The organism is Acetobacter oryzoeni (assembly GCF_004014775.2).
In the GTDB taxonomy this organism is placed as follows: Bacteria; Pseudomonadota; Alphaproteobacteria; order Acetobacterales; family Acetobacteraceae; genus Acetobacter; species Acetobacter oryzoeni.
Genome location: NZ_CP042808.1, coordinates 451,541 through 474,135, shown reverse-complemented (window position 1 = coordinate 474,135; position 22,595 = coordinate 451,541). Strand labels below are relative to the sequence as shown.

Genomic DNA, 22,595 nt, shown 5'->3' with positions numbered 1-22,595 from the left:
GAACATGACACACGCTTTTTCTTTCTCACCCGCAAAACGTGTTTCCTTTTCTGGCAAAGTCATCTTAGCGGCCCTGTTGCTGGCAACCTTATACGTGCCCACACACGCAGCCCATGCCAATGCGGCGGAAGATGGCACACCCGGCAACACACCGGTGGAACGCGGCCAGTACCTCACCCGTGCATCGGATTGCGAGGTCTGCCACACCGCACCCGGCGGCATGCCCTATGCAGGCGGGCGGGCGTTTAAGTTGCCGGGCATGGGTGTGGTGTATTCCACCAACATTACGGCGGATAAGCAGCACGGCGTTGGCGCATGGAGCGATGAGGAGTTTGTTGCCGCCGTAAAGCAGGGTGTTTCCCCCGGTGGCAAGCACCTTTACCCTGCCATGCCCTACCCTGCGTATTCCCGCCTGAGTGATCAGGATGTGCGCGATATTCGGGCCTATTTGGCCACATTGCCCACATCTGCCAGCGCAGCGCCAGAAAACAAGCTGCGTTTTCCTTTTTCCATACGCAGTTTGATGATTTTCTGGAACATCGTAAACGGCCCGGCTTCTGCCTACCCGGATGATACCACCAAATCCGACCAATGGAACCGTGGCCGCTGGCTTGTAGAAGGCCCCGGCCATTGCGCAGATTGCCACAGCCCGCGCACGCTCACCTTTGGGCTTTCAACCAGCAAGGCGTTTGGCGGCAATATGCTGAACGGCTGGCGCATCTATAACATTTCGTCCGATACCAAAACCGGTATTGGCGGCTGGACAAATGCCGAACTGGCGCAATACCTTTCCACCGGCCATGCAGATGGCCACGGCACGGCATCTGGCGATATGGCGGATGTTATTGGCCACAGCCTGCGCCACCTGACGCCGGCGGATATTCAGGCTATGGTAACGTATCTGCGCAGCACAAAACCTGTGAGCACACCGCAGGATTCCGTAACCTTCCGCAACACGGCCAGCGGAGATGTCAGCCTGCCACAAAACAGCCGTGGCGCGCGGCTTTATGCATCAGCCTGTGCGGGCTGCCATTTGCCAGATGGCACAGGCCGGCAAAGCAGCTTTGCCAGCATTGCAGGTGGGCGCTCATTAGGTGCGGATAATGGCCGTAATCTGATACAGGTTTTGGTAAATGGCACGGGCCTGCAAACCGCAACGGGCGTGCAGATTATGCCGCACTTTACAGGTGGTGGCCTCAGCAACCGTGATCTGGCCGATATTGCCGCGTTTGTAATGACACACTTTACCACAGCCCAACCGCATGATCTGGAAAAACAGGTTGAGCAGATTAAAAAAGATCAGGACTGATCTTTTCTAAAAACACAAAAACCGTGCCGGGTGCGTTCTGCTCCGGCACGGTTTTTTGTATCTGCCACGCTTAAAGTATGTTGCATGGCAGAGTTTGGATATTAGGCGTTCAGATAAATGGTTTTGGTGCGCACATAGGCTTCCAGCCCGTGCTGGCCATCCTCACCCCCCAATCCGCTTTCACGGTATCCGTGGTGGAAGCCCTGCGGTTCTTCACCCGATCCACGGTTGACGTAAATTTCCCCAAAGTCCAGTTCCCGGCCCATACGCAGGATGCGGGAAAGATCGTTAGTGAACAGATAGGCAGAAAGCCCATAGCGGCTATCATTGGCGCGGGTTAGGGCCTCATCAAAGTCTTTCACCTTGATAAGGGAGAGCACGGGGCCAAATACCTCGTCCTGCACAATGTCCATATCCGGGGTAATGTCTGTTAGCAATGTGGGGGCATAGAAGGTGCCTTTATCAAAGGCGCCACCCGTTAGGCGTTTACCACCCAGTTCCAGCTTTGCACCCTGTGATATGGCTTTTTGCACAATGCCATCCACTTTTTCCAGCTCGGTTTCGTTTACCTTGGGGCCCATATCTGTGGCATCATCCATCGGGTCACCCACCTTCAGGCTGGCAATGCGATCTTTCAGCGCCGTGGTAAAGCGGTCATACACATCTTCATGCACGTAGGTGCGCTCATTGGCTGTGCACACCTGCCCGCCGTTGAAGAAGCGTGCCGTAACGGCGGCTTCCACCGCTGCGGGAATATCTGCATCTTCCATGACAATAAAAGGTGCTTTACCGCCCAGCTCCAGCCGCACTTCCTTAAGGTGTTCGGCTGCGGCAGCCATGATTTTCTTACCCGCGGGGGTAGAGCCTGTCATGGTAATCAGCGGGGTGTCCTTATGCGCCACCAGTGGCACGCCCACACCCTGGCCGCTGCCCGTAACCACATTCACCACACCGGCGGGAATACCGGCTTCCTGCACCAGTTCGGCCAGTGCCAGGCCAGAAAGCGGTGTGCCATCAGCAGGTTTGAGAACAATGGTGTTGCCCGCAGCCAGTGCTGGTGCAATTTTACGCGCACACAAAGCCAGCGGGAAGTTCCAAGCAGCAATGGCCCCCACCACACCGTGCGGCACGCGGTCGATCAGGATTTTTTCACCTTCACGCTCACCGGGAATGATTTCCCCCTGAAGCCTGCGGGCATTTTCTGCAGCAAAGCGCAGCAGGCCAGCGGCAAAATCTACCTCGGCGCGGGCTTCCTTAATGGGTTTGCCCATTTCTGATGTAATAATGGTGGCCAGACGTTCCTTGTCCCGCTCTACAAGGTTTTTAAGCGCGTAAAGATAATCGGCCCGCTGGCTGGCGGGTTTGCTGCTCCAGCCCTTAAAGGCAGCTTTTGCGGCAGCCACGGCTTTATCTACATCCTGCGGGTTGCCTTCTGCGGATTGGCCAACTTCTTCCCCCGTAGCGGGGCTTTTAATGGGTGTGTAATTGCCAGATGTGGGTTTTACCCATTCATTATTGATGAACAGATCCTGCTGTTTAACATCAGCCATGAGATGTTCTCCTTTTTTCTGAAATTCTGTTTGAAGTATGACACGCATATGCGTTCATTAAAAGTAATGATATATCAGTAAACCATTTACAAAAAGTGAATGGTTTTAGTCTGCCTCTGCTGGGCAAATGGTGTTTATGAACCTGCGTAGCAAAGGTTTTGCACCATTGCGCCGCCATACACAGTACACAGGGGCGGGCCGTAGCCCCTGCACGTTGAGAACACGCACATCATCCGGCGCTTTATGCGCAAAAATGCTTTTGGGAAAACAGGAAATACCAATACCATCGCGCACGCAGGCCCGAATAACATCGTAAGATTCCACTGTTTGAATAGCACGGGGGACAAATCCCTGCTCTGCCATCCAGCGTTCAAACGCGCTGCGGTAAAAGCAATCTGTATGGAACAAAAGCACCGTGGTGCTGGGCCAATAAATATCCTGCAAACTGCGGATATTCTGCGGGGCCACCAGCACCAGTTCTTCTGTAAAAACAAAGCGGCTTTCAAGAAGTGGATGCACAATGGGGCCATCTGTTATGGCCAGATCCAGTTCCTGATCATCCAGCATATGTTCCAGCGTATAGCTGGCGCGGCGCAGCAGGCATATTTCTACATCTGGGTGAGCGGCCATAAAGGCGGGCATATATTGGGGCAAAAAATGCGCCAAAGCTACATCCAGCGCCCCTATACGCAAAATGCCACGCGGCACATCGGGCTGAAAAAAGCTTGCTAGGCCATGGGCTTTTTCTACAACCTCTTTTGCCTCATGGTAAAAAAGGCGGCCTTCTGGCGTGGCAATAAGACGCCCTTTTTCACGCGCAAACAGATCTTGCCCCAAAAGCTGTTCCAGCTCTTTTAGGCGCGCCGTAATGTTGGATGCCACGCAGTGCATGCGGCGCGAGGCCGCAACCACCGATCCCTCCTCCATCACGGCGCAGAAAATCTGCAACTGCGCCAGACGGAGTGCTTCCATGATAAATCAGAACTCTTCGTATGTTGCGGGGTCCTGCCCGTGGCTGCGGCCATCTGGGCGGGCAAGGGTTGCCATGTCCTTCATGTCCTGCTCTGTCAGGGAGAAATCAAAGATATCCATATTGGAAATCTGATGCTCCTTGCTGGCAGCTTTAGGAATAGGCACGCAGCCAAGCTGATGGTGCCAGCGCAGGATAACCTGCACGGTGGATTTGTTAAGCCGCTGGGCAATTTTTTGAATCAGCGGGTCCTGCAGCAGCTTGTTGGCGCGGCCAAGGGGGCTCCATGACTGCGTAAGGATGTGCAGCTTTTTGTGTAGCGCCCGCATCTCATCCTGCGGGAAGTAGGGAGAAAGCTCAATCTGGTTGATAGATGGCAGAACACCTGTTTCTTTTTGCAATTTTTCCAGATGTTCGGGCAGGAAGTTACATACGGCAATAGAGCGCACATAGCCACGTTTCTTGGCTTCAATAAGCGCCTGCCATGCCTCTACGTACTTGCCAACCTTGGGGTTGGGCCAGTGGATGTAATACAGATCGTAATAATCCAACTGCGCGCGGTAGAGGGATTCCTCAATGGTTGTCAGCGCCTCGTTATAATCATGGTGGCGGCCCGGCAGTTTGGAGGCAATGCGCAGGTCCTCCCGCTTTTTGCCGCTTTTGCGCACGGCATGGCCTACAGCACCTTCGTTTTCATAATTAAAGGCGCTATCCAGTGCGTGGTACCCTACATCCAATGCGCTGACCATTGCTTCCATGCCAGCTATACCGTTGAGCTTGTAGGTGCCAAAGGTGATAACGGGAAAAGTAAGACCATCGTGCAGTGTGATATCGGGAATACCCAAAACGTGCTCTCCTGAATCTGGCGTTAAACGGTAACATGCTGGTTTTGCGTGTAAAACCATGCCACATGCTATCCCCAACGCCTACCCGGCGCAGAGGTTGCACTGGGCTGCATTCATGCCAGCTTTGCGCAGAGCGAACACGCTTTAGGGCACAGGCGGCAAACCCAAAAGATTTTCCCTTAGAGCACGAAAGATTTTTTCATAAACCGTGAGATCTTCGGTTTCCGGCAATGTCAGATTCAACGTGATAGCAGGCATATCCGGGCGTATTGTATTCTGCCCTGCAAGTGGCACCCCTATAAGGGCGGCCTGTGGCGTGGTGTCCTTGGTATCCGGCGCGGAATCTTCTGCCTGCAGGCCGAAAATTTGCCCATGATCTTGGGCGGCAGGCTCTGGCTGATCTGGGCTTTTGGCGGGTGCGGCTGCAAGCTTGTCTTTGTCCTGCACAAGTAATCCGCTTTCCAGCAGAATATCTATCAGGCACCGCGCACCTGTTTGTGTATGCGCATGTTTTTTATGCACAGAAACATCAAGAATATGTGCAGATAAATCCTTTTCGCTCATGCCGCGTTGCAGATGTTCCGTGGCCATAAGCGCCATAAGGGCGGCATTGCTGGCAACAGCCTCTCGCCAATATGCCTGTGCATCGGCCCCCATGGCGTATTCCAGCGCATGCCCCAGCTTTTGGCCCAAGGGGGTAACTGTTTTGTCTGCCGCACCTGCAATAATACCAATATCCATCAGAAACTTATTGTTTCTGCTAATGGCGGCAGAGCCCATTTTGGTAAGGCGCGCAAGTATATCCAAGGTAGGGTTATCGGGCACATGGCTGTACGCGATAATAATCTTCTCCAAGCCTTCAAGAGAGATTTTGGGGAGATGAAAGGAGTCGGTCATGGTGGCACTCCTGCTCTTTTCCAGAACTTAATTTAAATCTGGCAAGTTATGAGCAGAAGAGTCAATAAAAACTATTTGCGATTATTTATAATACGGTTGCCAAATATTTTACAAATACACACCCAACATCACGCGCGGTTGCGGCGCGTGTGCTGCATGTAGGTTTGCACGGTGCTGAACCCGCTTTCCCACGCGTTCAGCAGGCTTTCCAGATGCTCGCGGTTGTTCACCAACCCACGGGCAATAAGCGTGCCTTGCTGATCGAACAAAAACGCGGCAGGCAGTTTATCTACCTGCAAGGCACGGCCCAGCGCCGGATCATTAATAAACGCGGCAGCAGGTGTGTTGGTTTGCTGGGCAAAGTGCTGCTGAATGGTTGGGGCATCATCCCCCGCCAGCACCAGTTCCAGATTTTCACGCCCGCAGAAGTTGCGCGCAATGGGGATAACCTTGCGAGAGATCGGGCATGTTGCAGAAACAAACAGCACCAGCCGTGGCTTGGCACCCCCTGCCAGCGCCAGCACGCCCCCCGCCAGTGTGTGAAAAGGCTGTGGCGGGCAGGCATCTCCCGGTTGCGGGCCACGAGAGCTGGTAAGCGCACCCACCGGTGCAATTTCCTGAAACAGGCGGCGGATACGGCGCAGCATCAGGCCCATAACAATGCAGGCCGCAAGCAGCACAACAGTAAGGGCAGCATTGGCGTATATCAGGTTCTGCACGGGCTGGTCCTTTATGTTGTGCCGGTGGTGGAGTGGCGTAACGGTGTTTTAAAATGCCCAGATGGCATCACAGCTGAACCAGAACATGTTGTTCATGCCGTTATTGGCATAGTTCACGTTTGGATCATCCGTGGGGGAAACACGGTTAAAGGGTTTTGTGCCGTTAAGGGATTTATCAAGCCGCACTTCCGGGCGGATGGAAAAAGACCCCTTGGGCAGTTTAAGAAAACCGGGGCGATACGTAACACCCACCGTAAGTTCCCCATAGGTGGTGCCGGGTGCGTAATCATACGGATAGTTCTGGCCACGCAGTTCGTTCACGTAAGACATGGGGGACGTGTTGTTGCCCACAACGCCGCCATTGTTATCGCGGAAGATTTCACCACGCGCGTTAAACGTCAGCTCATCGCTGAAATCATGCGCGAAATAGGCGGTTACACCGTACACATCATCACGCAGGTAATCATCATGGAAGTAGGTGGCGTTCAGGGTGACGGTGGTTTTATCGTTAATTTTGTAGGAGGCCAGAAGGTCTCCGATATATTCCATATCGTGGTTGGCTTCACGCCCAATGGCGTACACGCTCTGCTGCGGGCCAAAATAGCCAATGGCGGCAACATCCAGCTTGCCACCGGCAAGTTCTGTAAACTGGAAGCCAAAATACCCTTTGGGGCGGCTGTTGTTTTTGGCGTGGCCAAAGGTGGTGGAGTTACCGGCGTTTACACCCATTACAAGGGCTGCGTGGTCTGTCATGTGCCATGTGGCCAGAACACCCACGGTTTCAAACGGCACAATGTAATCGGATGAATAGTTGTAGGAATAAAAAGGCCGTTCCAGCGCATCTGTACCTTCAAAACCCTGAATACCGTATTGCTGGCCAATTTGCAGGTCTATCCCGCCTTTGGTCAGCCACGGCAGGTGGGCATCAATATGCGCCTGAGTGGGCGTCCACTGGTACATGCCTGTCAGGTTGCCATCACCCATACCAATGGTGGGGTTAAAGCGGGCATCGGAGCCGTACAGAACCTCAAACACAAAACCCAGGCCATAGCCATCGCCCAGCTCTGTTACCGGGTGGGAGAGCGTGCCGGTAATCTGGTTTAGTGTGGCGGTGTTGGCCCTATCTACGTAAGACTGCGCCCAGTTGCGGCCTGTTTTGGTCCATGGGTTACCGTTTACACCGGCTTCCACCACAATATGCCCTTCAACATCATCAAACCATGAGTGGCTGGAAGGGCTTTTTAAGTTCACCTCATCCTGCTTGGCCTGCTTTTTTTCTGCTGCTGTTTCTTCCACTGCCAAAGGGCGCTCGGCATCATCGGGGGTGGTTTTTTCCTGCGCAAATGCAGGCAGCGCTGCCAGTTGCAGGGCAAAACACATACCGGCGGACAAACGGTGGCGCAAACGCATGCTCCCTGATACTCCCATTATCCACAAACAACCGCGGCAGGGGGCGGGTTTGCTTCTGTTTTACAATTAGTGTGGCACCAAAGCCGTGATCTAGCCGAGAGCAGCCCTGCAGAACAGGGCTTGCCGTGTTACTTTACTGTTGCAGCCGCGCCATTGTTGCTGCGATGACACGCTGCTAAAGAACGCTCCAGCACATGGGCGCGGTTGGCCATAAAATCTGGCATGGAAAGCGGATGCTTCCGCCATTCATGCACTTCTGCCGCTGTATAGGGCTTAAAGCCCGGCGGCGTGCTTTTGCCGCCCAGATCAATCAGCACAAAGTTCATGACATCGGCTAACTGCTGATCATCCCGAATGAGGGACATGGAAACACCCGGCACCTGCACCAGATATTTCCGCCCTTCATCCGTGCAGGCAAAGCTGCCTACGCTATCACGCAGCATAGGCACAAAGGTTGGGCCAGATACGCCTGCAATACCGTGGCACCCCCCGCAGTGTGAAAGATAGGCAACCTGCGTGGGGTTTAAACTTGTGGCCCCCGGCACGGCATCTGCCGCGCGTGCCACCCCGCCTGCCAGAACCAGTGTTGCACACGCTGCAACAGCAGGCACGGCAAGGCGGAAAACAGCACGCAACATAATCAGGAAGCTTTCCCGATCACCGCAGCTGTGGAGCAGTTGTACATTTCAGACGTGCCCGTGCCAAAGCACCAGATGATGTCATTATTGGCCATGGGGCGGTAGGAAGGCTGATCTCCATCCGTGTTCAGGCAGGTCACTTCGTTACAGGAATCCTGACCACAGCAATCACGATACGCAATCATGTAGGAGTTGCCATCCTGCGGGTTGTAGCAGCTGCCAATCCAGGATGTGGGAGAAGGCGCCGTGCCCGGCGGGCAGCTATGTACGCCACCACCACAGGTGGAGCACAAGTTGCCATCAATGGCGCAATAGCGCCAGTAATCGCACGCGTTGGCATCTTTGGCCTGCGCCTTGGAGCCAAACGGCGTTGTGGCCTTGGCCACAGCCTTGGCTGCGGAGGAAGAAGCCGCATTGGCGCGGCTTACCGGCAGCAGCGGAAACAGCGGCACGGCAGCGGCCACGCCGCCCAGCTTTGCCACCACGCCACGGCGGGAGGTTTTGCCCGCAAAACGGCGGAGCAGAGATTCGGTCAGCCGGTCAAACAGGGTGCCCTGTTCTGCGGAGTTCTTGTTTTCAGACGGCAGCATGAGACATTGCTCCTGTATCGGTCAGACCCTGCGGGGGTGTGGCGGTCATGTTGCCAAGCAGCCCTTCGATCTGACGCCGGGTATTCACGAGGTCTTTGGCCAGAATGGTGCCGCGTTCATCAAGCAGTACCATGGCTGGCATACGGTTAATTTGCAGCACAAGGGCCAGCTCCACACCGGTTATGAGGGGAACACCCTGCATTTCCGGGCGGGCAGCCACCATGCTTTTCAGTTCAGGTTCGGGGCCATCGCCCACAAAAATAAGGTCCAGCCCACGTTCGGCAGCTACCTGCCGTGCAATGGGGATAACGCGCTTACACACCGGGCATTCCGCCGCCACAAACAGCAAAAGCTGCTTGGCGCCTGCGGGCAGGGTATCCCCCACCACAAAAGGCTGGCCCTGTAGCGTATGCAAAACCAGACGCGGCACAATCTGCCCCACATCCAGCCCCGGCTTGGCTTCCTGATTCCCCAGCGGTGCAAGGCGTTCGTGCAGCACACCAATCTGGCGGGCCAAGGCTACCAGCATAACGGCAAGCCCAAGGGCCAGAACCGTAAGCAGCCCCTGCCAGATGTATAGAAACAGCATCATGCTTCCTGCCCTCCGCCAGATCCGGGTACGCGTTCTGGCGGCAGTGCCACCAGCGCCAGCCACACCAGATACAGCGCCACACCCGCCATAACGCCCTGCCCCCATACAAAGGCAGAAACGCCAGATGCAAAGCATGGGGCCAGCGCCAGCGGCACGCACAGCACGGTGCGGGCGACCAGCTTCCATGACAGGGTTTCAGACACCAAACCGGGTGTGCACCCGCAAGACAGGCTGGTGCGCCCACGGGCCACGTTTATGCCCATGGCCAGCGCAAACACCACCAGCATGGCCGCAGCAGCCAAACCGCCAAGCCCGGCGGCAAAGCCGGAAAACAGCGCCAGACCAGCCAGAACCTCTGCCCCGGCCAAGCCCCACGCCACACCTTCGTATGACCATGAGGGCAAAAGCCGGTAAGAGGCCAGCGTGCCTAAAAACGCATCATGCCCACGCAGTTTGGAAACACCAGCCACCAAAAACATGGTGCCAATGCCCCCTGCGCACAGGGCGGCCAGCGGGGCTGTTTCAGCCAGCAGGCTCATCCTTCACCCGGCGCAACCGTAAAGATAAGGGAGGAACCAAGGGCCTTCATGGTGCGCAGAGGCTTGCCCGTAAGCGCATCAGACACAAAGAAATCACCGTTATCTTCATTGGCGGTGAACATCAGCGGATGTTCATCCTGCGTGACACCCACAAGGTTGCTGGCCACTTTAAGCGGATAGCGGCGGATGCGCTTGTGGGTTTGCGTATCATACACCCACACTTCCGTGCCGTTATCTTTATGTGTCCAGAACGTGCCTTTGTGCATCAGCACGTACATCTGGTGAGATGCCTTGTGCAGGGCAGCAATCTGCCAGCCACCGGGGCGCCATGTTACTTCAAACGGTTTGGAGGAATCAGGCGCTGCCTTCAGCCCCGCACCTTCCTGCAAGGACCACGGTTTTTCTACCGTGCTGTTTTCCCCCATTTTTGTGGGGTACACCATGCCGCTATAGCTGATGAAGTAAGCCGTGCCATCTGCCGCAACAGTGGGGCTTTGTTCAAAAATGCCATCCTTGTCGGGTTCAAAGAACGGGGCTGTGTGCGTCATGCCCACTTTGCCGTCTGCCCCAAGGCTAACATTGGCCAGCGTGCCATCTGCACACAGGGAGGAGAAGCCGGAATTGCCCCACGGATACACCAGCGCGCAACCGGGAATTTCTACCGTCTGCGTCACTTTGTGGGCGGTGTTGTCCACCACTTCCACCGCGTTGCTGGGGCTCATCTGATACACGTAGGCGCGTGAGCCATCGGCATTCAGCGCGAAGTCGTTCTTTTTAGGCGTGACCAGCGCGCGGGCGGGCAGTTTTTCATCGGATGTGATCTTGAGCGTACTGGCATCATATTCGGCCAGCAGATCGTTCCGTGCGCCACGGTTACCGCGTTCCCACGTGGTTTCTGCCACGTAAATGCGCTTGGCATCGGGCGTAAGCGCCATGTTGGCGTTATAGGCGGCCTGCACCATGCCCAGCAGTTTGCCGGAATCGGCATCCACTACATAAACGCGGCCATCCTTGTTGTGGGTGTAAACCGCATCTTCCACCAAAATGGTGTGGGGGGAATAAGGAGGCAGGGTAATAACGTCACTCTGCTCGGTCTGTAATACGGGTTCCGCTGCCTTGGCGGCGGTTCCTCCCATGGTCAGAATGGCTGCACTGCCCAGAAGGGCACACAGCAGGGAGGGGCGGACTTTTTGAAGAGACATGCGAACTGTTTCTCTCGATACCGGAATGTTTCGGTATCATAGCGTTTCTCATTTCGTCCGCAAGACAAAACATGCGCCCTGATATGCATTTTTATGCTGTTATGACATCTATATTTTCTTGAATATCAAATTGTTACATCTGATCGCGCGTTTGTGAACTTTTGTTTGACCTTTTATATAAAACAGACTCCGAGCCACATAGGCGTTGCCGTAACCAGCGCGCAGCCGCCCCTTGCGGGCGTTTGTGATGCCACACCACAGCAAGGGGTACGGGCCTGTCTCCGGCATCAAACGCCAGGGGCGGTGTTACAATATCTGGCGCTGCGGGAGAGGCCTCCAGAATGTGGTCTGAGATAAAAGACCAGCCGATATTGTGCTTCACCAACTCCAGAATCACCCAGTGGCTTTCCACCCACCAAACCTCACCCGCCACGCGCAGGTGTTGGCGCTCGCGCTCCTGCCCGCGGGCGGCCACCATAATCTGCCGATACCGTTTAAGATCTTCCCACGCTACGGGGCCGCATTGGGCCAAGGGGTGGCTGCGCCCACATACCAATTTAAGCGGCACCCGCCCGATGGTGCGGAACGCCAGATCTGGCGGCATACGTGTTTGCTGCCACATCACCCCCAGATGCGCGGCCCCTTCCTGCACAAGCTGGCCTACATCCTCCATCAGCGGAAAAAGGATTTCCATTTCCACGTAGGGGAAGTGTTCTGCAAACTCGGCAAAAACCGGGCCAAGGGCGTGTTCGGGGTATAGTTCATCTATGGCCACAACCAGCCGGTTTTCAACCTGATCTTCCAAAGATCGGGCCACGCCTATCAGATGTTCGCGCCGGTCCAGCACCACGCGGGCCTCACGCAGCAGGCGTTCACCTTCTGGTGTCAATACAGGTGTGCGCCCGGTGCGCAGGAACAGCTCCAGCCCCAAATCTACTTCCAGATTGGCCACATGCGTGCTGATGGCAGACTGCGCACGCCCCAAACGGCGGGCTGCTGCGGAAAATGATCCTGCATCCGCTGTGGCAACAAAGGCTTCAAGCTGTTCGAGCGAGACATTCATCCATCTGTTTTCCTGATGGTTCTTATCTTTCCTTTGGCGAGGGTGGCGATAGATTGCGCCGCATGTCAACGCAAACATTCAGTTCCGTTCAGGCCGCTTCGGCCCCTTCTGCCATGGCAGATCATCAGACCGCACAAAATGCCCCGGCTGTGGGCACGCGCGGCACGGCAGACCGTGTGCGCCACGTGCTGCTGTTTGAGCTTATCGCGCTGGCCATTGTTATACCCGGTGGCAGCACGCTGTTCGGGCTGCACGAATCCTCCATGGGGGTTATTGGCATTGGCAGTGCCATAACCGCTACAATATGGAACTACATTTATAATGTGGTGTTCGACCGCATAATGGCGCGGCTTTATGCCACCACGCACAAAACAGTGGGCATACGCATTGTGCACACAGTGCTGTTTGAAGCCGGATTGCAGATTGTGCTGCTGCCCGCCATTGCATGGTACCTGCATGAAAGTGTGCTGACGGCGTTTTCGCTCAGCATGTCCATTGCCGTGTTTTATCTGGCTTATGCGTTTGTGTTTAACATGGCGTATGACCGGATATTCCCTATTCCGGCGGACCACCCCGCAACGGGCAAGGCCAACGGGTAAGCCAAGCCAGCCCAAAAAATACCCCCTAACCTGCATGGCAGAGATAGGGGGCAAAACTTATGCAAAAGAACTAAGTGTTTTTACGGCTGCTGCGCTGCCAGCCGATCTTTTCTGACATAAATGAACTGATCATCCGGCATCTGCGTGTAGTCTTTTTCCAGCACCTGTAAAAAACAGGGCATAAACTTTTCTGCCGGATACGCACCCCAGACAACCCAGTGATCATAATAGATAACCGGGGGTTCATCCTTTGGCAGATCCACACAAATATCGCGCGTATATCCATGCCACGGATGGGCCGCATAATCGGCCTCCCACGGCAGGTAGGCGTGATATTTCTTCATGGAAAGGCGATTGGCGTAAATATAAACATCGGGATTATACGGCAAAACAAGAATGCGCTCGTCCGGTGCAGCATATTTACGAATAAGGGTTGCAAAGCCCACGGTGGGGTTTTCCCTAAAGCGGTGCCAGCCTACCGCATGCCTTTGCGCCGCAGTTTGCCCAAATGGAGATGAAACCGCATGGCGCGCGCCAACAACCGTTAATGCCACACAGGCAACGGCCACAAAAACCAGCACCTTAGGTTTGGATGCCAACACACCGGCCAGAAGCAAAGCCCCAAGGCCCAGAGCCGCCATAAGGAATGAGCCATTCTGGAACCCGACACTGCCACGCGCCTGCAGGCTCAGTATGCCAAGCAGGATAAACAGCGCCGCCACCCTATGCCGCCCGTATAACAGCAGCAACGCGCCCCCCACAGCCAACATGCACACAGCTATTGTTTGAACAAGACGATCTGGAGCCAAAGAAAAACGCAAACTTTGCCAGAACTGGTTTACGTCCATTGGAATATAATGCGCATACCACTGCTGATTGGCGATAAAATGAAACGCAACCATGCCGCCAATATCACCATATACCAGCAGCCAGAGCAGCATGATGCCAACGGCAGCCACACCGCCTAGCATCATCCCCACAAAGGGCACCTGATATTGCCGAGGGGCAGAAAAAAACACGCACAAGACAGCCAGCCCCAGCCCAGCAGAAAACAGGCTGAACGGATAAGCGGCAAAAGGTAGCAACCCCAAGGCAGCCCCGCCCATAAAAGCCTGCATGCGTGAAACAGGAGCAGCACATACAAGCGGCACCGCCAGCATGGCCAACGCAATAACAGCCAGCGCCCCGCCTATTGTCCAGTAATCATCCAGATTAAGGCCCTGCACCACCCATACGCTGCCCACCATACCCAACCACAGGGCGGTGGCCAGATAACGCTGCCATGCCAACCGAAACAGCGGAGAAAAAAAGACCGTAGCCCCAGCCGCCGCCGCACATGCGGTGGAAACCAGACGCATTAACCAGACCTGAGACCACCCCACAACATGGCCAACCAGCCACGAAAGCGTAAAAACCAGTGGGCCGTGGGCATCTATGTATTCACGGTAAAGTCTATCTCCACGATGCAGAGCAATGGCCCCTAAAAAATGGCCAGATTCATCACCAAATGGAAGATAACCAAGACCTTCCATGTTTCTGTAAATAAAAAAGAACGTGCACAGCAGGAAGAGAACATACGACGTTCTTGTTATATTTTTATCCACGCATCCTCGCTTTTTAAATAAAGGCTTTTTTAAGATGCGCTCCTTATATTTTTAATATGAATGAAATTTATTATTTTTTTATGCATATGCATAAAATTGATACGAACATTGCAAAAATCACACACCAAATACGTGCACCCCATCCCCATATGCACAGGCAGAACACAAGCAAATGAGAACTTTTTGCAAAAAATAATTGCGATTCATTCTTATTTGTGGTCAGGTCTTACTCAGAATCGATCACCCACCACAAAGGTGCTGCGTATGGTTGTCTGCTCTTGCAATCGTCTCACCCACAAGGACGTTGAAGCCGCAGTGGCGGATGGGGCTACCCGCCCGCGTGAAATTTATGCTGCACGCAACTGCAAGGCCCAGTGCGGGAACTGCGTAAAAGGCGTTGTGTGCCTGCTGCGTGAAGCCCGGCTGAAACACATGAAAAAGGCCGAAGTTCCGGCCCACATGGTGCCGGCTCATGCTGGCGTGGCGCTGTCTGCCTAAGGCGCTTAAAGCTACTGCTTTATATGGTGCTTGCGCCCCGCTTGGGGTTCTGGCACCGCTTAGAGCATGAAACACCGTATTCTGGTTATGGGCGCTGGCGCATGGGGTACTGCGCTGGCCCTGCACGCCGCCCGCACCGGGGCACAGGTTTATTTGTGGGCACGTAACCCTGCCCGCCTGCCCTCTGGCGCCATGCCGCGCCTGCCAGATTTTCCGCTACCAGATTCCATAACCGTTTCCTCTGCGCCGCCACTGGCAGATGTGGCGTGCGCGCTTATGGTTATTCCCACCCAACATATGGCCTCTGTTCTGCCGCTGGTGCCTGCAGGCGTGCCTGCCGTGCTGTGCTGCAAGGGCATAGAACGCAGCACGCTGGCTTTTCCGCTGGATGTGCTGCACCGGCTGCGGCCAGATGTGCCGGGGGCTGTACTTTCTGGCCCCAACTTTGCGCGTGAGGTTGCGGCAGACCTTCCGGCGGCATCTGTTGTGGCCTCTGCCAATGTGGATCTGGCACACAAGCTGGTAGATCTGCTATCCACCCCGCGCCTGCGCCTTTATGCCAGTGCAGATATTACCGGCGTGCAGCTTGGGGGGGCGGCCAAAAACGTTATTGCCGTGGCGGCGGGCATTACCATTGGCGCCGGGTTGGGAGAAAACGCCCGCGCGGCCCTTATTACCCGTGGGCTGGCAGAAATAACCCGCCTTGGCGTGGCCTTGGGCGCACACCCCGCCACACTGGCTGGCCTTGCCGGGTTGGGAGACCTGCTGCTGACCTGCACGGGTGAGGCCTCGCGCAATTATCAGATGGGGTTGGCCCTTGGCCGGGGCAGCGCCACCCAAACTGCACTGGCCACTTTGCCCGGCGTGGCAGAAGGTGTGACCACAGCAGATGCCCTTCTGGCACTGGCCCGCCAACATAAGGTGGATGTGCCCATTACCGCCTGCATTGCCGCTTTTCTGGAAGGCAGGATTACGCTGCCACAAGCGCAGGAGCAGCTTTTAACCCGCCCCCTGCGCACGGAACTTGATACCCCCTGAACGCGTTGCACCCTGACATTCACATGGATGTGAGGATTGTGATCTTTCCATGTCAGGCCTTGCACGATGCCTTTATCTTACCACGTGTAAAGGCAGCACTTGGCAGCAACCAATGTGGTGTTGCCAAAAAGTGAAAACAGGAGGTTCGTTCAGACCATGAGCACAACCACAGCAAAAGCCGCCACAGCTAAAGAAGCCCATATCAAGGAATATCTTGGCACGCCCACAGACCTGAAGGCCGATAAGGTAAAGGCCGTAGCGGGTGGCCTGTCTGAAGTTCTGGCCGATGTATTTGCCCTGTATATTAAAACCAAGAACTTTCACTGGCATATGAGCGGCCGCCATTTTCGGGATTACCACCTGCTTTTGGATGAACAGAGCCAGCAGATTTTTGCCATGACAGACCCCATGGCCGAGCGTGCCCGCAAGATTGGTGGCACCACCCTGCACTCGGTTGGGGAAATTGCCCGCAAAACCAAAATTTCTGATAACGATGCCCTGTACGTGACCCCAGAGGACATGCTCTCAGAACTGCGGGAAGATAACCTTACCCTCACCAAGCGCCTGCGCGCCGTGCATGCCATTGCATCCGATGCCGGAGATGTGGCCACAACCAGCCTGCTTGAAACCTGGATTGATGAAACAGAACGCCGCACGTGGTTCCTGTTTGAAAGCACGCGCCCGGTTTTTGGACATAACGAGTAAAACAGTTTTTCCTGCCAGCGTCTTTTAAAAACGCATGTGCATAAAAAGGGCCCGGACTTTTCAATCCGGGCCCTTTTTTATGAAAGACTGCTGGCCAACATGCAGCAGGGATTTTTCTGCCCTAAACAGATTATTCCCCTTTGCTGTTCAGCCCTTTTTCCTGCCGGTAGCGGTCATAATACTCACCGGCCATGCGGCGCAGGGCAGCGCCTATGGCTGCGTATTGATATTCGTTCAGATTGGCCAATGAGGCACGGGCCGAGGGGCGTTTTACAGCAAAACCATCACCCGGCAGCAGCACAACGCCTGTTTCCTCTGCAATACGGAACAGGATTGTCTGATAATCCATATGCGTCATCAGCCAGCGGGCAAAGCGGGTGCCGTAAAGCTGCGTAACCACATTTACCAGATCAATCAGCGTATAATAATGCGTGCTGCCAGCATCATCCGGGGCTTTTACGCCCAAATCTCGATACAGGGCGAGTTCGCGCCGGTGCAGCAGGCGTTTAAGCGCATTTTTATACGCATCACGCCCATCTATCAGCGCAAACAGGGCAAACAGCACCATCTGCACCTGCTGCGGGGTAGAAAGCCCTGCCGTGTGGTTAAGGGCCACGGTGCGGCTATCTGCCACCAACCTGTCCAGAAACTTCAGGCCGCGCACATCTGGCGTAAGCGAGGCATAGCGTTTGTCCAACTCAACCTTTTCGGCTTCTGGCAATGCGGCCAAGGCCTCGTCCAGCACGTTCTGCTCGTGCATGGCAATCACGCCCAAACGCCAGCCTGTAGAACCAAAATACTTGGAGAAGGAATATACCAGAATAGTGTTGTGCGGACAGATGGCGTAAATGGAGCGGAAATCATCTGCAAACGTGCCGTACACATCATCTGTTACGATAATGAGGTCTGGCCGCTTTTTAACAATCTCGGCAATGCGGGCCAGCCCTTCATCACTTATGCGCACAGATGGCGGATTGCTGGGGTTGACCACCAGAAAGATCTTAACGGATGGATCAAGCAGCTTATCCAGCTCTTCATCCGGGTATTGCCACCCCTGTTCCGGGCTGGCGTTAATGGCCACTTCCTGCAGTTGGTAATCACGCAGTTCGGGAATTTCCACATACGGGGTAAACACCGGCATACCAATGGCCGCTTTATCCCCCGGCTTGATCAGCCCGTTTTCTCGCAATGATGCAAAAATGTAGCTAATGGCCGCCGTGCCACCTTCCAGCGCAAACAGGTTTGTTGTGCTTTCTGGCATGGTGCCACCTGCCATTTCGTGCAGCAGGTAATGGCGTACCACTTTTTCCGTATAACGCAGCATGCGCGGCGGTGTGGGGTAATCACACCCCAAGATACCGGATGTAATTTCCAGCAAAAACTCATCTGCCGGCAGGCCAAGCTGGTCTCGCACATAGGATACGGCACGGCGCAAAAAGGAAATACCCGGCACGTTCTGGTTATCTGCCAAAAAGGCTTCAAACCGTGCCTCTATGCCCTCACGCCGGGGCACGCCGCCCACGCCTTCGGCCATATAGGAAAAGGTAAGTGCTGAATCTGCCGCAGCAAACATACCAAGCTGAAAAAACCCTTGTCGGGGCAGTGTTGCCAGAAAATTGGGGTTGCCTCGCCCGGCATCCAGCATGGCGCGCTGGGCACGGCCAGAGGCCAGTTTTATAAGCTCATCTTTCAATTCAAACGGGCTGAGATGACGAAATTTTTGATACGCATCCGGCGTGCTAGACATGCGGGGTTTCCTTCCTGCGGAACTTCTTGCCACCATCAGCTTGCATGTCCTGTTCTATTATGACCAGTGGGAAAGTGTAAAAAAACAGTGGTTTTGCCTACGTATGGGCAAGGTTACACTTCTTCATTCGGCGGGAGTGGTGCGGAAAGGCGGCTGGCCACAGCCAGAAGCACCGCTGTAATGGGAGAGGCAAAAATAAAGCCCCACATGCCCAAAAACGCACCAAAAATTGTTTGCGAAAGAATGGTAAGCGCAGGCGGCATCCGCACCGCACGTTTTTGAATGAAGGGGGACATCACATACCCTTCAAACGTCTGGATAGCGGCATACAGGCCCGCCACCATCATGGCCTCACGCGGGCCAACGGAAAGCGCGATCAGCAGCGCGGGCACAGCCCCGATGAACGTGCCCAGATACGGCACAAAATTGGCCAGCCCCGCCACCAGCCCCAAAGGCAGTGCCAGCGGCATACCCAGCAGGGAAAGGCCGCTCCATGTCAAACACCCCACAACCGTCATATCCAGCATCTGCCCTGCCACCCAAGCGGTAAGGGCGTGGCCGGTTGTAAGCAGCACAGTGCGCATGGTGCTGCGGTAAGCCACAGGCGTTATGCGCAAAATGCCGTTGGCATACAGGTGGGGGGAAAGCGCAAAATACACCCCGGCAATAATAATCACCACCATGGTGCCCACCGAACCAAAGGTGGAGGTGAGCACGTTGGTCATGGAGCCTGCAAAATCCATGCCATTATCTGTGCCCGCATGGCCATCGGGCACCATGTTGCCACCCAGAAAACGCGGAAAGTGGTCGAGCACCGCATGGCCCAGCGGGTTGCTGTCCAGCATGTTGTGCAGGGCATCGCGCTCGCTGGTTAAAGCCTCATGCAAGTGTGAAAGCTGCACCATCAGTTCCGGGCCGGACACATGCACCACAAGGGAAAGTGCCCCCACAAGCACCAGCACAAACAGCATGACAGAAAGCCACTGCGGAATATGCAGCAGGCGCGAGAGAATACGCGCCGCAGCATGCAGCACCACCGCCACCAAGGCAGAGGCAAACACCACCATCACCACGGCACCGCCAGAGCTTACAAACAGCCCTGCCGCCGTAACCGTAACCACCATAACAGCCAGCCGGTAAAAACGGCGCACCGTGTTTTCCAGCTTGTGAACAGATGCCTCCAGCCCGGCAAGCTGCGGTGCCTCTGGCACATGGGGCGCAGAAGCGGCTGGCGTTGTAATGGACGGGGTTGGGGCGCTGCTATCTGGCGGCTGCACGGCGTGTTTTCTCCTGCCTGCGGGGCGGAAGAACGGAGGGCACATTGCACCCTCTGCCAACCACCGGCATTTGTGCCGTTGTGCTGCAAAATGGCGCCGCCCACACCCTTTTTTCTTGCAACGCAGGCTAAACGTGGCGGGCCACCCTGCCTGTTTTACCTGCTAACGTGCCAGATACATAAAAGGGCCACCCAATGGGCAGCCCTTATTAGAAACAATCATGTTTTATAAAATGATGCCTATTTTTTACGCGTAGCGGCAGAGGGCGGCACACCCAGCCAGTTTTCCATAACGGCCACGTTGCGCATGTTGGCCTTAAAGGCAATGTCCAGCAGATCACCCGCCACGGGCACCACATCCACTGCGGCTTCTATGGCTATATTGCCCACCATGCGCAGCAGAAGCTTGAGCGGCAGGCCCATGCGCCAGGCCTCCCACACCATATAAAAGGAAAGCAGGCCCATAACCGTGCTGCCACCGCCGGGCACCAGCCCCACAATGGCATCTGCCCCTAGCCGCACGCGGGTGCCGGGCAGCCTGATGGCGGCATCCAGCAGCCACGCAAAACGCCGCACCCTTTTAAGGCGGCGCAGTGCATCCGCAGAGGGCTGCCCGTTAGCAGACTGCCCACTGTGAAAAGAGGAAAACCCGGTATGAGCCAGAGCGTGTGTTGTCATGTCCCATTACGTAAGCAGGGGGCATAACGCTTTCAAGATGCCCAGCCGCTTGTATGATCCATAGAAGTTGCCCCACCAGCAGATGTTGCCCGCTGCGGATCTGGCCTGAAATCCAGCGCCAGACCGTTCATGCAATAACGCTGGCCTGTAGGGGGCGGACCATCGGGAAAGACATGGCCCAAATGCCCTTCACACTGTGCGCAATGGGCTTCTGTGCGCACCATGCCGTGGCTGGTATCTTTATGCGTGGCAACAGCGTTAGGTTCTGCCGCCCAGAAGGAAGGCCAGCCGCTGCCGCTTTCATACTTGGTGGCAGAGCGGAATAGCAAAGACCCACAGGCCGCGCAATGATACGCCCCCTCGCGCTTTTCATGGTTCAGCGGGCTGGAGCCGGGATACTCCGTTCCGTGGCCAAACAGAATCTGCTCCTGCTCTGGAGTAAGCGGGCCACGCGGGCCGCACCCACCGGCACCGCAGCTGCCTGATAAAGAATCTGACATGGCTAATCGCCTTTCCTGCCGTGTTTACAGTTATACATTATGGCACCAACAACGCGCATGGCCATAGTTTGGTACCTTCACACTCTAGCGACCATCAGAACCCGCACCCTTACAAAATTATGGCCCACCCCATTGCATGTGCGCAGCTATACCGGCACCACAGTATGTATGGTTCATGCACCCTCCCCCGCCCCTGTTCTGGTTCTGCTGCGAGATGATTACCGCGTGGCCGATAACCCTGCCCTACACGCGGCCTGCGCCACCGGGCAGCCCGTATTGTGCGCATATGTGCAGGATGCCGCTTTGCAAGATGCCTCTGGCACCCGCATTGCAGATTGGGCGCAGGCGGCCTGTGCACAACTGGCCACCAGTTTGCACGAACAGGGGCAGACGCTGTTTATGCTCTGCGGGCCAACGCGGCTTTCTGTTCCCGCATTGGCGCAGGCCGTAAATGCCACAGATGTGTTCTGGAACCGCCGGTATGATGCCCCGGGCATTGCGGCAGATACGGATGTACATGCCAGCCTGAAAAAACAGGGCGTGAGCGTACATTCCTGCACCGGCCGCCTATTGTTTGAACCCTGGGCCATACGCACGCAGGCGGGCCAGCCTTACCGTGTGTTTACAGCATGGTGGCGCGCTGCGCGGGATCTGCCAGAACCCCCGCCCCCACTGCCTGCACCAGATATGCGCGGCAAAGAGTATGTGCCTGCCCACACCCTTACGCTGCCTGATGGCGTGCACCTGCACCGTGTTGGCACAAAGCCACCTGCTCTGCCTCCCGGCTGGACGAGTGGAGAAAAAGCCGCCCACGCCAACCTGCACCGGTTTATAGAAAACGCACTGGCAGATTACGAAACACAGCGCGATAGAGCAGATGCGCCGCACGGCACATCTCTGCTTTCACCTTATATTCGGGTGGGGCAGATTTCTGTGCGGCAGATCTGGCACGCCATCCGCCATGCAGCCGACCAGAACCCACACCTGACCACCGATGCCGAAAAGTTTTTGGCAGAACTGGGCTGGCGTGATTTTGCATGGATGCAGATGTTCACCACGCCTGACCTCGCCACCCGCAACCTGCGCGCAGAGTTTGACCATATGCCGTGGCGCACAGATGCCGCAGATCTGGCCGCGTGGCAGCAAGGACAAACGGGGTTTCCGCTGGTAGATGCCGGCATGCGCCAACTGGCCCGCACGGGCTGGATGCACAACCGCGTGCGCATGGTTGTGGCCTCCTTTTTAACCAAACATCTGCTAACAGACTGGCGAGAAGGTGAACGCTGGTTTTACACTCAGCTTGTAGATGCAGATGCCGCCGTAAACGCCATGAACTGGCAATGGGGCGCTGGCACGGGCATTGATGCCGCACCGTGGTTTCGTATTTTCAACCCGGTAGGGCAATCTGAAAAATATGATCCAGCAGGCCAGTATATCCGCACATGGGTGCCGGAACTGGCGGCGCTGGATAACAAAACCATTCACACGCCATGGAAAAGCACGCAGCGTTTAAAGTATCCGGCCCCGATTGTAGACCTTAAACTGGGCCGCCTGCGCGCCTTGGAGTGCTGGAAAAACCTGCCCAAATAACAAAACAGGCCCTACCCCCATAAGAGATAGAGCCTG

23 protein-coding genes are annotated in these 22,595 nt (G+C 55.6%); 6 read left to right on the top strand and 17 right to left on the bottom strand.

Annotated elements, in window-relative coordinates:
• The first annotated feature begins 4 nt into the window (after window positions 1–4).
• Complete coding sequence (locus EOV40_RS02300; protein WP_128104926.1) at window positions 5–1,309, top strand: c-type cytochrome; 1,305 nt, start codon at window positions 5–7, stop codon at window positions 1,307–1,309.
• A 101-nt stretch (window positions 1,310–1,410) separates the two neighbouring features.
• Here the strand turns inward: EOV40_RS02300 and aldA are convergent, their stop codons facing one another.
• From aldA to EOV40_RS02240, 12 genes are all read right to left on the bottom strand, one after another.
• Complete coding sequence (gene aldA, locus EOV40_RS02295) at window positions 1,411–2,859, bottom strand: aldehyde dehydrogenase (protein ID WP_128104925.1); 1,449 nt, start codon at window positions 2,857–2,859, stop codon at window positions 1,411–1,413.
• A 105-nt stretch (window positions 2,860–2,964) separates the two neighbouring features.
• Complete coding sequence (locus EOV40_RS02290; RefSeq protein WP_128104924.1) at window positions 2,965–3,831, bottom strand: LysR family transcriptional regulator; 867 nt, start codon at window positions 3,829–3,831, stop codon at window positions 2,965–2,967.
• A gap of 6 nt (window positions 3,832–3,837) precedes the next feature.
• Window positions 3,838–4,734 carry an aldo/keto reductase gene (locus EOV40_RS02285; protein ID WP_050819234.1) on the bottom strand — a complete coding sequence of 299 codons (897 nt, stop codon included), beginning with the start codon at window positions 4,732–4,734 and terminating at the stop codon, window positions 3,838–3,840.
• Between the two features lie 84 nt (window positions 4,735–4,818).
• Entirely contained in the window at window positions 4,819–5,571 is a 753-nt protein-coding gene (locus EOV40_RS02280) for a hypothetical protein (protein ID WP_128104923.1), read from the bottom strand.
• Between the two features lie 128 nt (window positions 5,572–5,699).
• The gene (locus tag EOV40_RS02275) at window positions 5,700–6,290 is read right to left on the bottom strand and encodes a thioredoxin domain-containing protein (protein ID WP_012812484.1); all 591 of its coding nucleotides are present in this window, start codon (window positions 6,288–6,290) and stop codon (window positions 5,700–5,702) included.
• Between the two features lie 48 nt (window positions 6,291–6,338).
• Window positions 6,339–7,718, bottom strand: a complete 1,380-nt coding sequence (locus EOV40_RS02270; RefSeq protein ID WP_196332614.1) for an outer membrane beta-barrel protein — start codon at window positions 7,716–7,718, stop codon at window positions 6,339–6,341.
• Window positions 7,719–7,828: 110 nt separating this feature from the next.
• The gene (locus EOV40_RS02265) at window positions 7,829–8,338 is read right to left on the bottom strand and encodes a c-type cytochrome (protein WP_050819231.1); all 510 of its coding nucleotides are present in this window, start codon (window positions 8,336–8,338) and stop codon (window positions 7,829–7,831) included.
• A gap of 2 nt (window positions 8,339–8,340) precedes the next feature.
• Window positions 8,341–8,928, bottom strand: coding sequence for a methylamine dehydrogenase (amicyanin) small subunit (gene mauA, locus EOV40_RS02260; RefSeq protein WP_003625995.1), 588 nt, complete (start codon window positions 8,926–8,928; stop codon window positions 8,341–8,343).
• Window positions 8,915–9,517 (bottom strand): redoxin family protein, encoded by a 603-nt coding sequence (locus tag EOV40_RS02255; protein ID WP_208729296.1) that lies wholly within the window; start codon window positions 9,515–9,517, stop codon window positions 8,915–8,917. The genes mauA and EOV40_RS02255 overlap by 14 nt, the downstream gene beginning before the upstream one ends.
• On the bottom strand, window positions 9,517–10,059 hold the full coding sequence (locus EOV40_RS02250; protein WP_006117006.1) for a MauE/DoxX family redox-associated membrane protein: 543 nt from the start codon (window positions 10,057–10,059) through the stop codon (window positions 9,517–9,519). Before EOV40_RS02250 ends, EOV40_RS02255 begins: the two co-directional genes overlap by 1 nt.
• Entirely contained in the window at window positions 10,056–11,261 is a 1,206-nt protein-coding gene (locus EOV40_RS02245) for an amine dehydrogenase large subunit (protein ID WP_128104922.1), read from the bottom strand. The genes EOV40_RS02250 and EOV40_RS02245 overlap by 4 nt, the downstream gene beginning before the upstream one ends.
• Window positions 11,262–11,394: 133 nt before the next feature.
• A complete protein-coding gene (locus EOV40_RS02240) occupies window positions 11,395–12,324 on the bottom strand; it encodes a LysR family transcriptional regulator (RefSeq protein WP_050819228.1) in 930 nt (309 codons plus the stop codon).
• 62 nt (window positions 12,325–12,386) lie between these two features.
• Between EOV40_RS02240 and EOV40_RS02235 the strand changes: the two genes are divergently transcribed.
• The gene (locus tag EOV40_RS02235; RefSeq protein WP_080986746.1) at window positions 12,387–12,923 is read left to right on the top strand and encodes a PACE efflux transporter; all 537 of its coding nucleotides are present in this window, start codon (window positions 12,387–12,389) and stop codon (window positions 12,921–12,923) included.
• Window positions 12,924–13,003: 80 nt separating this feature from the next.
• Here the strand turns inward: EOV40_RS02235 and EOV40_RS02230 are convergent, their stop codons facing one another.
• Window positions 13,004–14,455 (bottom strand): hypothetical protein, encoded by a 1,452-nt coding sequence (locus EOV40_RS02230; protein ID WP_128104921.1) that lies wholly within the window; start codon window positions 14,453–14,455, stop codon window positions 13,004–13,006.
• 336 nt (window positions 14,456–14,791) lie between these two features.
• Between EOV40_RS02230 and EOV40_RS02225 the strand changes: the two genes are divergently transcribed.
• From EOV40_RS02225 to EOV40_RS02215, 3 genes are all read left to right on the top strand, one after another.
• A complete protein-coding gene (locus EOV40_RS02225) occupies window positions 14,792–15,025 on the top strand; it encodes a (2Fe-2S)-binding protein (protein ID WP_087651538.1) in 234 nt (77 codons plus the stop codon).
• A 66-nt stretch (window positions 15,026–15,091) separates the two neighbouring features.
• Complete coding sequence (locus tag EOV40_RS02220; protein WP_128104920.1) at window positions 15,092–16,063, top strand: NAD(P)H-dependent glycerol-3-phosphate dehydrogenase; 972 nt, start codon at window positions 15,092–15,094, stop codon at window positions 16,061–16,063.
• 156 nt (window positions 16,064–16,219) lie between these two features.
• On the top strand, window positions 16,220–16,768 hold the full coding sequence (locus tag EOV40_RS02215; protein WP_087651539.1) for a Dps family protein: 549 nt from the start codon (window positions 16,220–16,222) through the stop codon (window positions 16,766–16,768).
• 130 nt (window positions 16,769–16,898) lie between these two features.
• On the opposite strand, the gene EOV40_RS02210 is transcribed toward EOV40_RS02215, so the two are convergent.
• From EOV40_RS02210 to msrB, 4 genes are all read right to left on the bottom strand, one after another.
• Window positions 16,899–18,515 (bottom strand): bifunctional aspartate transaminase/aspartate 4-decarboxylase, encoded by a 1,617-nt coding sequence (locus EOV40_RS02210; protein ID WP_050819223.1) that lies wholly within the window; start codon window positions 18,513–18,515, stop codon window positions 16,899–16,901.
• 113 nt (window positions 18,516–18,628) lie between these two features.
• Window positions 18,629–19,837, bottom strand: coding sequence for an AI-2E family transporter (locus EOV40_RS02200; protein ID WP_050819222.1), 1,209 nt, complete (start codon window positions 19,835–19,837; stop codon window positions 18,629–18,631).
• A gap of 194 nt (window positions 19,838–20,031) precedes the next feature.
• On the bottom strand, window positions 20,032–20,469 hold the full coding sequence (locus EOV40_RS02195; protein ID WP_128104918.1) for a DUF4112 domain-containing protein: 438 nt from the start codon (window positions 20,467–20,469) through the stop codon (window positions 20,032–20,034).
• 32 nt (window positions 20,470–20,501) lie between these two features.
• Window positions 20,502–20,969 carry a peptide-methionine (R)-S-oxide reductase MsrB gene (gene msrB / locus EOV40_RS02190; RefSeq protein WP_050819220.1) on the bottom strand — a complete coding sequence of 156 codons (468 nt, stop codon included), beginning with the start codon at window positions 20,967–20,969 and terminating at the stop codon, window positions 20,502–20,504.
• 168 nt (window positions 20,970–21,137) lie between these two features.
• On the opposite strand from msrB, the gene EOV40_RS15205 reads away from it, so the two are divergent.
• Window positions 21,138–22,559, top strand: a complete 1,422-nt coding sequence (locus EOV40_RS15205; RefSeq protein WP_128106178.1) for a cryptochrome/photolyase family protein — start codon at window positions 21,138–21,140, stop codon at window positions 22,557–22,559.
• Window positions 22,560–22,595 lie beyond the last annotated feature (36 nt).

Bases quoted from the DNA above. Each gene is read 5' to 3' on its own strand.
- EOV40_RS02215 (WP_087651539.1), top strand. From the start codon at position 16,220: ATGAGCACAACCACAGCAAAAGCCGCCACAGCTAAAGAAGCCCATATC.
- EOV40_RS02280 (WP_128104923.1), bottom strand. From the start codon at position 5,571: ATGACCGACTCCTTTCATCTCCCCAAAATCTCTCTTGAAGGCTTGGAG.
- EOV40_RS02270 (WP_196332614.1), bottom strand. From the start codon at position 7,718: ATGGGAGTATCAGGGAGCATGCGTTTGCGCCACCGTTTGTCCGCCGGT.
- EOV40_RS02210 (WP_050819223.1), bottom strand. From the start codon at position 18,515: ATGTCTAGCACGCCGGATGCGTATCAAAAATTTCGTCATCTCAGCCCG.
- EOV40_RS02245 (WP_128104922.1), bottom strand. From the start codon at position 11,261: ATGTCTCTTCAAAAAGTCCGCCCCTCCCTGCTGTGTGCCCTTCTGGGC.
- EOV40_RS15205 (WP_128106178.1), top strand. From the start codon at position 21,138: ATGGTTCATGCACCCTCCCCCGCCCCTGTTCTGGTTCTGCTGCGAGAT.
- EOV40_RS02250 (WP_006117006.1), bottom strand. From the start codon at position 10,059: ATGAGCCTGCTGGCTGAAACAGCCCCGCTGGCCGCCCTGTGCGCAGGG.
- mauA (WP_003625995.1), bottom strand. From the start codon at position 8,928: ATGCTGCCGTCTGAAAACAAGAACTCCGCAGAACAGGGCACCCTGTTT.
- EOV40_RS02240 (WP_050819228.1), bottom strand. From the start codon at position 12,324: ATGAATGTCTCGCTCGAACAGCTTGAAGCCTTTGTTGCCACAGCGGAT.
- EOV40_RS02285 (WP_050819234.1), bottom strand. From the start codon at position 4,734: ATGGTTTTACACGCAAAACCAGCATGTTACCGTTTAACGCCAGATTCA.
- msrB (WP_050819220.1), bottom strand. From the start codon at position 20,969: ATGTCAGATTCTTTATCAGGCAGCTGCGGTGCCGGTGGGTGCGGCCCG.
- EOV40_RS02200 (WP_050819222.1), bottom strand. From the start codon at position 19,837: ATGTGCCCTCCGTTCTTCCGCCCCGCAGGCAGGAGAAAACACGCCGTG.
- EOV40_RS02265 (WP_050819231.1), bottom strand. From the start codon at position 8,338: ATGTTGCGTGCTGTTTTCCGCCTTGCCGTGCCTGCTGTTGCAGCGTGT.
- EOV40_RS02290 (WP_128104924.1), bottom strand. From the start codon at position 3,831: ATGGAAGCACTCCGTCTGGCGCAGTTGCAGATTTTCTGCGCCGTGATG.
- aldA (WP_128104925.1), bottom strand. From the start codon at position 2,859: ATGGCTGATGTTAAACAGCAGGATCTGTTCATCAATAATGAATGGGTA.
- EOV40_RS02255 (WP_208729296.1), bottom strand. From the start codon at position 9,517: ATGCTGTTTCTATACATCTGGCAGGGGCTGCTTACGGTTCTGGCCCTT.
- EOV40_RS02220 (WP_128104920.1), top strand. From the start codon at position 15,092: ATGAAACACCGTATTCTGGTTATGGGCGCTGGCGCATGGGGTACTGCG.
- EOV40_RS02235 (WP_080986746.1), top strand. From the start codon at position 12,387: ATGTCAACGCAAACATTCAGTTCCGTTCAGGCCGCTTCGGCCCCTTCT.
- EOV40_RS02195 (WP_128104918.1), bottom strand. From the start codon at position 20,469: ATGACAACACACGCTCTGGCTCATACCGGGTTTTCCTCTTTTCACAGT.
- EOV40_RS02225 (WP_087651538.1), top strand. From the start codon at position 14,792: ATGGTTGTCTGCTCTTGCAATCGTCTCACCCACAAGGACGTTGAAGCC.
- EOV40_RS02300 (WP_128104926.1), top strand. From the start codon at position 5: ATGACACACGCTTTTTCTTTCTCACCCGCAAAACGTGTTTCCTTTTCT.
- EOV40_RS02230 (WP_128104921.1), bottom strand. From the start codon at position 14,455: ATGGAAGGTCTTGGTTATCTTCCATTTGGTGATGAATCTGGCCATTTT.